This window comes from Kitasatospora sp. NA04385, assembly GCF_013364235.1.
In the GTDB taxonomy this organism is placed as follows: domain Bacteria; phylum Actinomycetota; class Actinomycetes; order Streptomycetales; family Streptomycetaceae; genus Kitasatospora.
In genome coordinates this window covers 7938982-7950908 of sequence record NZ_CP054919.1, presented here as the reverse complement: position 1 = coordinate 7950908, position 11927 = coordinate 7938982, and the positions used below count along the sequence as shown (strand labels likewise).

Below are 11927 nucleotides of genomic sequence, written 5' to 3'. Positions count from 1 at the left end.
GCGGCCCTCCGCCGCGGGGACGGCACGGGAGCGGGCCCGCACCAGGGGTGGTGCGGGCCCGCTCGGGGGTGGTGCGGACGTCGGTTACCAGCGGTACCAACGGCCGCGGCTGCCACCGGCGTTGGTGCCGCGGGCGACGAAGCCCACCGCCCAGATCACCAGCACGATGACCGCGACCCACCACAGGGCCTTGAGCGCGAAACCGGCGCCGAACAGGATGAGCGCCAGCAGCAGGACGAGAAGAAGGGGAACCATGGTGACCTCCACGCAGTCTGTTGTCGGTCTGTTGTCGGCACGCCGCATGCCCCTGCACCCGGCGAATATTCCTATGAATCACCCCAGTTCAAGCGGGTAGACGACGCAGCGTCAGGATGAGGGCCCCACGGGGGCGGACGGTTCGAGGAGGACGCGATGAGCACGGGTGACAAGATCCACAACACCGGCGACAAGCTCAAGGGCACCGTCAAGGAGACCGTCGGCAAGGCCGTCGGCAACGAGCGCCTCGAGGCCGAGGGCAGGGCCGACAAGACCAAGGGCGACCTCAAGCAGGCCGGCGAGCACGTCAAGGACGCCTTCAAGGGCTGAGTGCCCCGAGCAGAGTCCACGTGGGTCCGCCCGGCCGTCGGGCGGGCCCACACCCGTCCGCACCGGGAGGGTGTTCGCCCTCCGCCGTCGGGGCGACAGCGCAGCGGGAATCGCGCATCAATGACAGAGACGACAGGGGAGACTGCCGTGGCCAGAGGCATTTGGGATTACGAGAGCGCCGAGGGGTACAACGCGGGCGACGATCTGACGGGATACCGGGTGGAGGCCTCGGACGGCCGCATCGGCAAGGTCGACAAGCACAGCGAGGAGGTCGGCCAGGCCCACCTCGTGGTCGACACCGGCCCGTGGATCTTCGGCCGCACGGTGCTCGTCCCCGCGGGCACCATCAACCGGATCGACCACGACGACAGGTCCGTCTGGCTGGACCGCAGCATGGAGGACGTCCGGAACTCGCCCGAGTTCGACCCCGACGCCCACGGCGACAGCTCCGACTACCACCAGGCCCTCGGCGCCTACTACTTCGGCACCGCGTGAACGCCCGAGCACGTGAACGCCTGAGCGCCTGAGCACCGCCCGGCGGGGGCTCGTCCGCCCCCGGCGCGCGTCCCGGCGGCCGGGCCTACGCGTCCCGTTCCGCGGTGAGCCGCCGCAGCAGGTCGAGCAGGGTCGCGCGGTCCGCACCGGACAGGGCGGCGAAACAGTCGGCGAGCACCTCGTCGGCGACCTTGTGACCGGCCGCCAGGACCTGCCCGCCGAGGGGCGTGAGGTGGTGCTCGATGCGTCGGCCGTGTCCCGGTCGGCGCTCCACGAGGTCCTGGGCCGCGAGGCGGCCGACGAGCGTTCCGAAGGCCTGCTCGGTCTGGAACGTCGCTGCGGCCAACTCGCGGGCCGACGAACCGGGTGAGCGGCCGATCGCCCGCAGGGCGTCCCACTGGGCCAGCGTCGTGCCGACGGCCGCGAGGGCGCTGTCGAGCGCCCGGTGCTGTCGGTACTGGGCCTGTTTGACCGCTCTGCCGAGTTCTTGCAGCTCACCATGCATGCGGCGAGTCTACACCACGACTAAGCTTGCTTATATAAAGATGCTTAGTTATGGTGGCGGGCATGCCCCCTGACGACGCGTCACCCGTGCCCGCCGACCTGCCCCTCACCCTGTCCGAGGCCGGAACCGGCCGACCGGTCCTCATCCTGCACGGCGGCGGCGGCCCCGCCACCGTCGCCGGCCTCGCCCGGCACCTCTCCCGCACCGCCCGCACCCTCACGCCCGTGCACCCCGGCTGGGACGGCACGCACCGCCCCGCGGGGCTCACCGGCATCGGCGACCTCGCCCGCGCCTACCTGCACGTCCTGCGCGACCGCGGGCTGCGCGACGTCCTCGTCGTCGGCTCCTCGCTCGGGGGCTGGATAGCCGCCGAGATGGCTGTCCGCGACGACGGGGGGCGCATCACCGGCCTCGTCCTGATCGACGCCGTCGGCGTGCGGGTCGAGACGGAACCGATCACCGACTTCTTCGCCCTCGACGCCCGCGGCGTCGCGGAGCACTCCTGGCACGACCCGGACCGCCACCACCTCGACCCCGCCGACGTCCCCGCCGAAGAACTCGCCCGCCGGCAGGGCAACATGGCCACCATGCGCGCCCTCGCCGGCGACCCCTACATGCACGACCCCGAGCTGCTGCACCGGCTCGGGAGCGTCCAGGTGCCCGCCCTCCTGCTCTGGGGCGAGAGCGACCGCATCGTCACCCCCGCCTACGGCGCGGCGTACGCCGCCGCCTTCGGCAACGGCCGGCTCGAAGTCGTCCCCGAAGCCGGCCACCTCCCGCAGATCGAACGGCCGGAACCCGTCCTCGCCCTGATCGACGCCCACCTGCACCGGACGGGCAACCCGCCCCACCCGCGGTGAACACCCGCCGACGGCCGGCCGCCCCGTCCGAACCGGCCGCCGACACCCGGCCGGGAGGGCGCGGTCGGCCTGGCATTCGGCGAGGCGGTCGGAGGCAGCGGGCGGTGGGCCGGGGGGCGGCCCGGTCCACCGCCCGGGGGCGGTTCGCGCAGCCGCGGTGCTACTCGGCGCCCGGTCCGGCCCGGTTGGTGGTCGGCGCCGGTGTCGGTACCGGGCCGTCGTCGGACGTCAGCGGCTCGCCCGGCGGGCGCGGACCAGGCCCCAGCCCACCAGTGCCGCGGCCAGGAGCGTGAGCGCGAGGCCGGCCGCGGTGAGCGCTTCGCGGAACTGTGCGTGCTGGTCGGCGCTCCAGGGCGAGGTGGCGACGTCGCCGGTGAAGAGGGCCGCGACGATGGTCCCGCCGACGGCGATGCCGACTCCCGTGGCGACTTCGCCGGCGGTGTCCACCAGCGCCGCTCCGATGGTGGTCCGCTCCGCCGGGAGGCCGCGCATGACGTTGGTCCCGGCCACGACGCCCACCACGCGCATCCCGGCGGCGACCAGCACGAGCGCCAGGGCCACCCACCCGTACCCGAACCGGCCCAGCAGCCCGTAGACGGCGAGCCCGCACACGACCGCCGCGGCGCTGAGCCGGGCGGCCGCGTCGAGGCCCACCCGCGCCACCAGCGGGCCGATGAACACACCGCCCGCGATCAGCACCACGACCTGGGGCAGCAGGCCCACGGCCGCCTGGGCGGGCGTCCAGCCCCAGTCGAGCTGGAGCTGCAAGGTCACCAGGTAGCCGAGACCCGCGACCGCGAGTCCCGAAGCGCCCTTGAACGCCAGCCCGCTCGCCACCAGGGGGCGCGCGAGCAGCGCGAGGTCGAGCAGCGGACGGCGGGCGGCGCGGGCCCGGACGACGAACAGCACGGCCACCGCGACGGCCGCCGCCGCCGTCAGCCACGGCAGGGGCGACGCGACGCCCGCGTCGACGAACAGCGTCGGCGCGGTCAGCGCGAGCACCAGCGCGGCCGTGCCGAGCAGCGCGCCCCCGACGTCGAGGGGATCGCGGTGCAGCTCGTCCGCCCGGTCGGCGGGGATGCCGCGGCGGATGCAGAGGAACGCGAGCGCGGCGACCGGCACGTTCGCCAGCAGCAGCACCTGCCACGGAGCGAATCCCAGCACGAAGCCACCGGCCGTGGGGCCGATCGCGAGCCCGACCAGGCCCACCGTCGACACGAGCGTCATCGCCCGGACGCGGAGCCCCTCCTCGTCGAACAGCCGGAAGGCCAGGGCGAGGGAGCCCGGCGTCGTCATCGCGGCCGCGACACCCATCGCCGCCCGCACCGCGATCAACTGCTCCGCCGTGGTGACGAACGCGGTCGCCAGACCGGCCGCGCCCAGCAGCACCAATCCGACCAGCATGACCCTGCGGCGGCCGACCCGGTCCGCCAGCGCCCCGAAGGCGAGCATCAGCGCGCCGAACACGACGGCGTACCCGCCCGTGACCCACTGCAGCAGCGTCGTCGACGCCGACAGCTCGCGGCCGATGGTCGGCAGGGCCACGTTGAGGATCGAGTTGTCGAGCATCTCGAACAGGAACACCGCCGACAACCCGGCGAGGGCCACCCACGCCTCACGCAGGGACCGCGGGGGGTGATGCGGTGGGCGGGGGGCTTCGGCGCGGGCGCCGACCTTCTCGACAGCCGTATGACGGACGTTCACTGCGCACTCCTTCGAGGTGAAGAAGTGGCGGCCCGTTCGGCACCGCGTGTACGCGCGTGGCCCCGTCCCGTCGATCGGCGTCGACGTCCAGCGGTGGGCCCGCGTTTCTACTCCGATGCCCCCAACCCTACACGGCCCGGTGCCCGCCCCCGCAGGCCCGAGGCGTCCCCACCCGCCCTCGCCCATCCGGCCGGCTCCCCGCCCGCAGCCCTGCGGCACCTGCTGGCGGCGTTCGGCGCCACGGCCGGCGAAGGCGGTGCGCAGGCGTGAAGAGACACCGGCGGGAGGGGACCTTTCGGCGTGAATCGATGTGAATCGATGTGAATCGATGTGAATCGACGTGGACGGCATCGCCGCGCATGTTCGCCGGGGACCGGGGCAGGCGGCCTGTCGTCAGCAGAACGAGGCACGTCAACGAGGAGGCAGCGATGGTCGAGGGACTGTGGGACTACGAGGGTGCCGAGGGCTACGCTGCGGGTTCGGACCTGACGGGGTACCGGGTCGAGGCGACGGACGGGCACATCGGGAAGGTCGACAAGCACACCGTGGACGTCGGCGCGGGCTACATCGTGGTCGACACCGGCCCGTGGATCTTCGGCCGCGAGGTGCTGCTCCCGGCGGGCACCGTCACCCGGGTCGACGACGCGGAGAAGACCGTGTGGGTCAACCGGACCCAGGACGAGGTGAAGAACTCGCCGGAGTACGACAAGGACAAGCACGGCGACGACCCGGCCTACCGCCACCAGGTCGGCGGCTACTACGGCGACACCGCCGTCTGACCCGCCCCACCACACCCCCCGGGGCCCCGCGTCTCCCGACGCGGGGCCCCGGACGTCTCGGACGGCTTTCACCGGATCGGCCGGCCCCGGACGCGGCGGGGCAGAGCACGACAGGGCAGGACAGGAGTCGCGGCGTCTCCGTGCGCCGCTCCCCCGGGCCCGGCTCCCCGGGGACGACCGCGCAGGCTTCGGCTTCAGCGTGCTCGGGCGAGGTCCAGCAGGTGGTGCATGACCGCCACCGGCAGTGCCGGATTGCCTGCGGCAGCCGCGGCATGCGCCGGCAGGGTGAGCCGCCGGAGCAGTTCGTCGGCGGGCAGCTTGGGCCCCCGACCTGGACCACCGGCTGACCGGCGCGGGGCACTTCATGGCCGAGGAGGCACCCGACGAGATCGCGGAGGCGATCCGCGACCTGCTGCTGCGCTGAGCCGCCCCGACCTGACCGGTGCGCCCCGACCTGACCGGACGGCTGCGGCCGCCCCGGACGGCTGCGGCCCGGCCGGGCCGTCTCGGCCGCGCCCCACCGCTCAGGCCGCCGACTGCTGCACGGCGGCGACGCGGCCCTCCCGGAGCTCCAGGTGCGAGCCGGTGAAGCGGGCGCGCATCCGGCGGTCGTGGGTGACGACCACCAGGGTGCCCCGGTAGTCGGCCAGTGCCGCCTCCAGTTCCTCGACGAGTGCCGGGGCCAGGTGGTTGGTCGGCTCGTCGAGGAGCAGCAGGTCGACCGGGTCGCTCACCAGCCGGGCCAGCTCGATCCGCCGTCGCTGGCCGTACGAGAGCTCCCCCACCCGCAGCCGCAGGTCGCCCGGGGCGAACAGGCCGAGTGCCAGCAGTGCCTCGGCGTGTGCGTCCGGGTCGCCGCCCCGTCCGGCGGCGAACGCCTCGGTGACGGTGAGGCCGGGCGGCCAGGGCGTCTCCTGTTGGCGCAGGTGCCCCACCCGTCCGGGGACGTCGACGGTGCCGGTGTCGGGTCGGAGCTCGCCCGCCAGGACGCGCATCAGGGTGCTCTTGCCGGCGCCGTTGGGGCCGGTCACCAGCAGCCGTTCGCCGGGGCCGAGGGCCAGCTGCGGGAGGTGGAGCCGTCCGCCGACCCGCACCCCGGTGAGCCGGGCGGCCGGGGCCGTGCTCCGGCCGCCCGGGCCGGTCGCGATGCGCGCGCTGAGCACGAGCGGCTCGGGCGGCGGCGCCACCGGGTGGTCGGTCAGCCGCTCGACCCGTTCCTTGGCGTTGCGGATGCGGACCATCGCGCCGTGCCCGCGGCCGCGGGCGCGGAACCCGCCGTGGCCGAAGACGCTCAGCGGCACCTTGCGCGGGATGGCGTCCAGCCGAGCCACGTTGGACTCGGCGAGCCGCCGGTTGCGGGCGACCTCGGCGGACCACTCCTCGTACGCCTGCAGCCGTCGGCGGCGTTCGGCCGCCTTCGCGGTGAGGTAGCCGTCGTAGCCGTTGCCGTAGCGGGAGACCGTGCCGGCGCCGACCTCCAGGATCGTGGTGGTGAGGCGTTCCAGGAACACCCGGTCGTGGCTGACCGCGACCACCGTCCCCCGGTGCGCGCGCAGGTGCGCCTCCAGCCAGCCGACCGCCTGGTCGTCCAGGTCGTTGGTCGGCTCGTCCAGGAGCAGCAGTTCGGGCGCCGAGGCCAGTGTGGCGGCCAGCGCGAGGCGGGCCCGCTCGCCGCCGGACAGGGTGTCCAGCGGCCGGGTGCGGTCCAGGTGCGGCAGCCCGAGCCCGTGCAGCGCGATGCCCACCCGGGTGTCGGCCGCGTAGCCGCCCCGGGCCTCGTACTGCTCGATCAGCGCGGCGTAGGCCGCCTGCGCGGGGCCGGATTCCGCCGTCTCCGCCGCCGCCAGGCCGGTTTCGGCCCGGCGGATCGCCGCTTCGAGCGCGCGCAGGTCGGCCAGGGCCAGGTCGACGGCGTCCTGGACGGTGGCTCCGGGCGGCAGGCTGGGCGTCTGCGCCAGGTAGCCGGTGCCGCCGGGCGCCACGACGGTCAACTCGCCGCTTTCGGCGTATTCCTGACGGGCAATCAGCCGGAGCAGCGTCGACTTCCCGGAGCCGTTGTCGCCGACGACGCCGACCTTCTCGCCGGGCCGGACGGTGAGGTGCACCCGGTCGAGGACGACGTGCTCGCCGTACTGCTTGGTGATGTCGTGGAGGGTGAGTTGTGACGTGCGCAAGGTGCTGTCCCCCTGTTCTCGGCCGGGCCGGTCGACGTGGTTCGATGGCGTTCGCGTGCGCACCGCGCGGGGCGGGGTGCGCCGGGGCCGGGCAGGGGTCGGCGGGCGTCGTATGGGACGTCTCCTCTGTACGGGGACAGGACGGGGGCGCGGCGGCCCGCGATCGGCACCGGTGCGACCGGTGAGATCAGGGGGCGGCCGGGTGCGGCCGGGTGCGGCCCGCTCGGCGGACCGGACGATCACGCCGTCGGGGCCGGTGCTCCGGAGCGGCCGGTACCGGCGGAGGCGGTGTCGGCGGCGGTGGTGTGCCGGCGGGTCAGCGCGCCGGGGCCTCGGCGGCGGCCTGCGCGGCGGGGCGGAGGCGGGCGGCGAGGAACCGGTGGGAGGCGGTGATGTGCACGGATATCCTCCTCGGGCTTCGCGGCGAACTCACGACGGACGCCAACCTAACCACCGCCCCCGGCGCCGTCAACGCAATAAAACGCCACCGGCGAGCGGGGCCGCGCCACGGCCGCCACCGCCACCGCCCTCGCGCCCGCACCTCCGTCACTGCGCCCGCACCTCCGTCACTGCGACCGCACCGGCCAGCGCGCACCGGGCGTCTTGACCACCCGGTCGCCGACGTCGAGCGCCGTGTAGGTCCGGTCGTTCACCACCACGGCGAACTCCCGTCCCTCGTCGTCGCGGATGCGCAGCACGCAGCGGGTCGTCGTGCCGTAGGTGCCGGTCGAGCTGGTCAGCCACCGGCCGGTGACCTCTCCGGCGTAGGCCTCGTCGACCGCCGTCGCCCGCTGCCCGGCGAGCAGCGCCAGGACCAGGACGAGCGGGGCGAGGGAGAGGATCAGGAAGACGGTGCCCGACATGTGCGACCCCCCGCGTCGACGACGGCACGGGCCGTCCACGGCAGCGTACCCGCCCCGCGCGCGCCCGCCCAGAAGGCGTGCACGGAACGGGAGTTCGGCCGGTGCCCCGCGCGTACGCCGCGGCCTCCCACCGGCGCCGGACCGTCCTGCCGGACGGGGGAGTTCACTGTCCGTGCCTCTCGGCGTCCGGCCCGACCCGGTCGGAGCGGAGGCCGAGGAGGCCTGCTTCGTGGGCGAGGATCGCGGCCTGGACGCGGTTGTCCAGGCCGAGGCGGGTGAGGATGCGGTTGACCCGGCTCTTGACGGTGCCTTCGGTGAGGGCGAGGTCGTCCGCGATCTGGGCGTTGGAGCGGCCGCGGGCGACCAGGAGCAGGACCTCCAGTTCCCGTTCGGTGAGCGCCTCCAGGGCGCGTTCCCGGGCGTCGCGGATGCGCGGTGCGCCGGTCAGCAGGGCCGCGGGCAGTGCGGTCACCGTGCCGATGAGGCGGCGGGTCACGCTCGGGGCGAGGGCCGGTTCGCCGCCGGCCACCGCCCGGATCGCCCGGGCCAGTTCGTCGGGGTGGCTGTTCTTGAGCAGGAATCCGGTGGCTCCGGCGCGCAGGGCGGCGTGCACGTACTCGTCGTGGTCGAAAGTGGTGAGGACGAGGACGCGCGGGGCGGGGTGGTCGGGGTGCGGCCAGTGGGTGAGGATCCGCCGGGTGGCTTCGACGCCGGTCGTGCCGGGCATCCGCACGTCCATCAGCACCACGTCCGGGCGCAGGGCGAACGCCAGCTCCACGGCCTGCTCCCCGTCACCGGCGGTGCCGATCGTCCGCAGGTCCTCGCGGCGTCCGACGACTGCGCGCAGCGCCTCGCGCACCATCTCCTGGTCGTCCACCACCAGCACGGTGAGGGGGGTCATGTCATCGCTCCCGCGGCCGGGTCCAAGTCCCCCGACGGCAGGTCGGGGGGCGGTTCGGGCTCGGACCGCAGGGGCAGGGCGGCGGACAGGCGCCACCCGCCGCCGTCGCGCGGGCCCGCGTGCAGCGTCCCGTCGAACGCGGCGACCCGTTCGCGGATGCCGAGCAGGCCCCGTCCGGAGCCCGGCACGGGCCGGTGGCCGGAGGGGGCGGGGCCGTTCTCGACCAGGAGGGTCAGCGTGTCGCCGCTCCGGCGGACCTCGATCCGCACCCAGGTGGGACCGGCGTGCTTGAGCGCGTTGGTCAGCGCTTCGCGGGCGATGCGGTAGGCGGACAGCCGGGCCGCCGCCGGGAGTGCGCCGGGCGCGCCCAGGTCGTCGTCCACCGCAGCGGTCACCCGGCAGCCCGCGGCCTCCAGCACGGACGCCAGCCGGTGCAGGTCGGCCAGGGACGGCTCCGGTGCGAGGTCGTCGGTGCCGTCCACGGGGGCCAGCAGCCCGAGGATGCGCCGCATCTCGACCAGGGCGGTGTCCGCGGTCCGGGCGATCCGCTCGACGCCGGGCCGTCCGTCGCCCGGGGCGGCCCTCTCCTCGGCGAGCGCCTCGCCGGTGGCCCGGGCCTGCAGGGCGATCGCGCTGATGTGGTGGGCGACGACGTCGTGCAGGTCGCGGGCGATCCGGGCCCGTTCGGTGAGGACGGCCTGCCGGGCGTTGGTCTCCCGCTCGGCGCGCAGCCGGGCGTTGAGCAGGCGCAGCCGTCCGGCCTGGGCGCCGATCCGTCGTCGTCCCCGGCCCAGGAACCAGGCGGTGGTGAGGAAGACCGCGTACGTGGTGGCGCTGATCGGTTCGACGGAGCCGAGGTGTGCGGGCAGGGCGCGTCCGCAGAGCAGGTCGGTGGCGACGGCGGTGGCCAGCGCGAGCGCCGTGGCGGGCGCGCTGCGCGTGGCGGGCGCGTACCGGGCGGCGGCGTACACCCCGAGGACGAGCAGGTAGGGGCCGGGTGTCTTGCCCGGCACCGGGTCCGTCGCGGTGAACAGCACGAAGGCGGCGGTCATCGCGGCCAGGACGGCCACCGGCCGGTGGCGGCGCCACAGCAGCGGCACGGTCTGCGCGCCCCACAGCACGGTGCCGGCCGCGCCCGGCGCGGGGTGGCGGGCCAGCAGGGTGAGCACGTCGAAGGCGGTCAGGCCGGCGCCGAGCGCCGCGTCGGGCAGCCAGGGCCGCCGGGCCGACAGGTCGGCGCACCGGTGGGCGAGGCGGCGCACCACGGCCACGGGGCGGGCGGTGCCGGTCGGGTCGGTTGTCATCACTGGTCGTCAAGGCTAGCCGTGGGGGCGCGGGCGGCGATCCGCCGCCCGGCCGCATCGAAAGGTGCGTGCGCGCCGGTGCTCTCGCCCGGTGGGACGATCCGCGCGGTGCCGGTCCGTCCCTAGCGTCGGTGGCCGGTCCGGAGTCCTCCGGGCCGGCCACCGACCGATCGGATCGACACGCCATGACCGACCGTCCTCCCCCGCGCGCCGCTGCCAGGGCTGCGCTGCTGCTGCTCGGGGCCGTCGCGCAGTGCTGCGCCGTCGGGGGGCGCTTCGACCTGCCGCCGGCCGCCTGGTTCTTCCCCGTCCTGCTGCTGCGCTTCATCCGGACCGGCCGGGCCCGGTGGGGCGGGCCGGGCGTCTGGGCGGCCAACACCGCGGCCGCCCTGTTCTGGGTGGCGGAGTCCCGGATGGGCCTGGGGCCGGTCACCGTCGTCGGCGCGGCCGCCCTCTCCGCCCTGCTCACGCTGCCGTTCCTGCTCGACCGGCTGCTGGCGGCCCGGCTGCGGCCGACCGCCGCGCTGCTGCTGTTCCCCGCGGCGTTCGCCGGGGCGGAGTTCCTGATCACCCTGGTGTCGCCGTTCGGCACCGCGTACGGCAACCTCGCGGTCACCCAGGACGGCGACCTGCCGCTGCTCCAACTGCTCTCGCTGACCGGCTCGTACGGCATCGCCTTCCTCATCGGCTGGTTCGCCAAGGTGGTCGACCACCTGCTGGAGCAGCGCTCGTGGCGCGCCGCGCGCCGGGCCGTCGTCGTCCACCTGGCCGTCCTGTCGGCGGTGCTGTGCGCGGGAAGCGTCCGTCTCGCCGTCCTCCCGTCCCGGGCGCCGACCGTCCGGGTCGCCGGGGTCACCGCCGACCGGGCCGCCCTGGACGAGCAGCGGGCCGCCTTCGCCCGGGTGCCCGGCGGCTCGCGCCGCGACCTGGCCGGGGCGCCGCCCGCCGAGCTCCGGCCGGCCGTCACCGCCGTCGAACGCAGCCTGCTCGACGCCACCCGGCGGGAGGCCGGGGCAGGCGCGAAGATCGTGGTCTGGCCCGAGGGGGCCGTCAGGACGCAGGAGGCGTACGCGGGTTCGGTGATCGCCCACGCCCGGGAGGAGGCGCGGCGCTCCGGGGTCTACCTGGAGATCGGCATCGAGACCTTCGACACCACCGCCCCGGCGTACGGCCGCGACGTGGCGCTGCTGATCGACCCGGCGGGCGCCGTGCGGTGGACGTACGACAAGGCGCACCCCGTCCCCGGGTCGGAGTCCTACGCCCCGGGCGACGGCGAGGTCCCCGTCGTGGACACCCCGTACGGCCGGCTCGCCACCGTGATCTGCTACGACGCGGACTTCCCCGGGATGATGCACGTCGATGCCGACATCATGCTCGTCCCCTCGCACGACTGGCGGGAGTACGGCCTCGCGCACACCCGCAAGGCGGCCCTGCGCGCGATCGAGAACGGCTACGCGCTCTTCCGCCAGGACTCCGAGGGCGTGACCGCGGCCTTCGACCGGCAGGGCCGGGTGCTGGCGACCACCGACTACTTCAGCACCGACCGCCAGGCCACCGTGGCGTACCTGCCCGTGCGGGGGGCGCCGACGCCCTACGCCCGGATCGGCGACGCCTTCGCCTGGCTGTGCCTCGCCCTCGCCCTCGGGCTCTGCGCCACCGCCCTGGTCCGGCCGCACCGTCCCGGTTCCGCGGCCGCGGCCTGACGGCCGACCGGCGGTTCGGTAAGGTCCCGGGGGCGGTTTCGGGTGGCCGGGGCC

General features: G+C 75.2%; 12 protein-coding genes and 1 pseudogene. 6 read left to right on the top strand and 7 right to left on the bottom strand.

Annotated features, from left to right (window positions below; all coding sequences use genetic code 11):
* Positions 1-84: 84 nt before the first annotated feature.
* Entirely contained in the window at positions 85-255 is a 171-nt protein-coding gene (locus HUT16_RS35240; protein WP_176184233.1) for a hydrophobic protein, read from the bottom strand.
* A gap of 156 nt (positions 256-411) precedes the next feature.
* Here HUT16_RS35240 and HUT16_RS35235 point away from each other — a divergent pair, with 156 nt between their 5' ends.
* Positions 412-585, top strand: a complete 174-nt coding sequence (locus HUT16_RS35235) for a CsbD family protein (protein ID WP_176192063.1) — start codon at positions 412-414, stop codon at positions 583-585.
* Positions 586-732: 147 nt separating this feature from the next.
* Entirely contained in the window at positions 733-1080 is a 348-nt protein-coding gene (locus HUT16_RS35230; protein WP_176192062.1) for a PRC-barrel domain containing protein, read from the top strand.
* Between the two features lie 85 nt (positions 1081-1165).
* On the opposite strand, the gene HUT16_RS35225 is transcribed toward HUT16_RS35230, so the two are convergent.
* Positions 1166-1585, bottom strand: a complete 420-nt coding sequence (locus tag HUT16_RS35225; protein WP_176192061.1) for a MarR family winged helix-turn-helix transcriptional regulator — start codon at positions 1583-1585, stop codon at positions 1166-1168.
* Positions 1586-1647: 62 nt separating this feature from the next.
* Between HUT16_RS35225 and HUT16_RS35220 the strand changes: the two genes are divergently transcribed.
* The gene (locus HUT16_RS35220; protein WP_176192060.1) at positions 1648-2445 is read left to right on the top strand and encodes an alpha/beta fold hydrolase; all 798 of its coding nucleotides are present in this window, start codon (positions 1648-1650) and stop codon (positions 2443-2445) included.
* 228 nt (positions 2446-2673) lie between these two features.
* Here the strand turns inward: HUT16_RS35220 and HUT16_RS35215 are convergent, their stop codons facing one another.
* A complete protein-coding gene (locus tag HUT16_RS35215; protein ID WP_254898145.1) occupies positions 2674-4053 on the bottom strand; it encodes an MFS transporter in 1380 nt (459 codons plus the stop codon).
* 524 nt (positions 4054-4577) lie between these two features.
* Here HUT16_RS35215 and HUT16_RS35210 point away from each other — a divergent pair.
* Positions 4578-4928, top strand: a complete 351-nt coding sequence (locus tag HUT16_RS35210; RefSeq protein ID WP_176192059.1) for a PRC-barrel domain-containing protein — start codon at positions 4578-4580, stop codon at positions 4926-4928.
* 292 nt (positions 4929-5220) lie between these two features.
* Positions 5221-5352 (top strand): annotated as a pseudogene (locus HUT16_RS38970) (alpha/beta hydrolase); the annotation flags it as partial.
* Positions 5353-5452: 100 nt separating this feature from the next.
* On the opposite strand, the gene HUT16_RS35205 reads toward HUT16_RS38970, so the two are convergent.
* From HUT16_RS35205 to HUT16_RS35190, 4 genes are all read right to left on the bottom strand, one after another.
* Positions 5453-7102, bottom strand: a complete 1650-nt coding sequence (locus HUT16_RS35205) for a TlrC/CarA/OleB/SrmB family ABC-F type ribosomal protection protein (protein WP_176192058.1) — start codon at positions 7100-7102, stop codon at positions 5453-5455.
* Between the two features lie 566 nt (positions 7103-7668).
* Positions 7669-7965, bottom strand: coding sequence for a hypothetical protein (locus HUT16_RS35200; RefSeq protein WP_176192057.1), 297 nt, complete (start codon positions 7963-7965; stop codon positions 7669-7671).
* Between the two features lie 163 nt (positions 7966-8128).
* On the bottom strand, positions 8129-8866 hold the full coding sequence (locus HUT16_RS35195; protein WP_176192056.1) for a response regulator transcription factor: 738 nt from the start codon (positions 8864-8866) through the stop codon (positions 8129-8131).
* Positions 8863-10170 (bottom strand): sensor histidine kinase, encoded by a 1308-nt coding sequence (locus HUT16_RS35190; RefSeq protein WP_176192055.1) that lies wholly within the window; start codon positions 10168-10170, stop codon positions 8863-8865. Before HUT16_RS35190 ends, HUT16_RS35195 begins: the two co-directional genes overlap by 4 nt.
* A 185-nt stretch (positions 10171-10355) precedes the next feature.
* Here HUT16_RS35190 and HUT16_RS35185 point away from each other — a divergent pair, with 185 nt between their 5' ends.
* Positions 10356-11873, top strand: a complete 1518-nt coding sequence (locus tag HUT16_RS35185; protein ID WP_176192054.1) for a nitrilase-related carbon-nitrogen hydrolase — start codon at positions 10356-10358, stop codon at positions 11871-11873.
* Positions 11874-11927 lie beyond the last annotated feature (54 nt).

What these genes read in the sequence shown, in the direction of transcription:
- HUT16_RS35240 (WP_176184233.1), bottom strand. Translation starts at nt 255, where the DNA reads ATGGTTCCCCTTCTTCTCGTCCTGCTGCTGGCGCTCATCCTGTTCGGC.
- HUT16_RS35235 (WP_176192063.1), top strand. Translation starts at nt 412, where the DNA reads ATGAGCACGGGTGACAAGATCCACAACACCGGCGACAAGCTCAAGGGC.
- HUT16_RS35225 (WP_176192061.1), bottom strand. Translation starts at nt 1,585, where the DNA reads ATGCATGGTGAGCTGCAAGAACTCGGCAGAGCGGTCAAACAGGCCCAG.
- HUT16_RS35220 (WP_176192060.1), top strand. Translation starts at nt 1,648, where the DNA reads ATGCCCCCTGACGACGCGTCACCCGTGCCCGCCGACCTGCCCCTCACC.
- HUT16_RS35210 (WP_176192059.1), top strand. Translation starts at nt 4,578, where the DNA reads ATGGTCGAGGGACTGTGGGACTACGAGGGTGCCGAGGGCTACGCTGCG.
- HUT16_RS35200 (WP_176192057.1), bottom strand. Translation starts at nt 7,965, where the DNA reads ATGTCGGGCACCGTCTTCCTGATCCTCTCCCTCGCCCCGCTCGTCCTG.
- HUT16_RS35195 (WP_176192056.1), bottom strand. Translation starts at nt 8,866, where the DNA reads ATGACCCCCCTCACCGTGCTGGTGGTGGACGACCAGGAGATGGTGCGC.
- HUT16_RS35190 (WP_176192055.1), bottom strand. Translation starts at nt 10,170, where the DNA reads ATGACAACCGACCCGACCGGCACCGCCCGCCCCGTGGCCGTGGTGCGC.
- HUT16_RS35185 (WP_176192054.1), top strand. Translation starts at nt 10,356, where the DNA reads ATGACCGACCGTCCTCCCCCGCGCGCCGCTGCCAGGGCTGCGCTGCTG.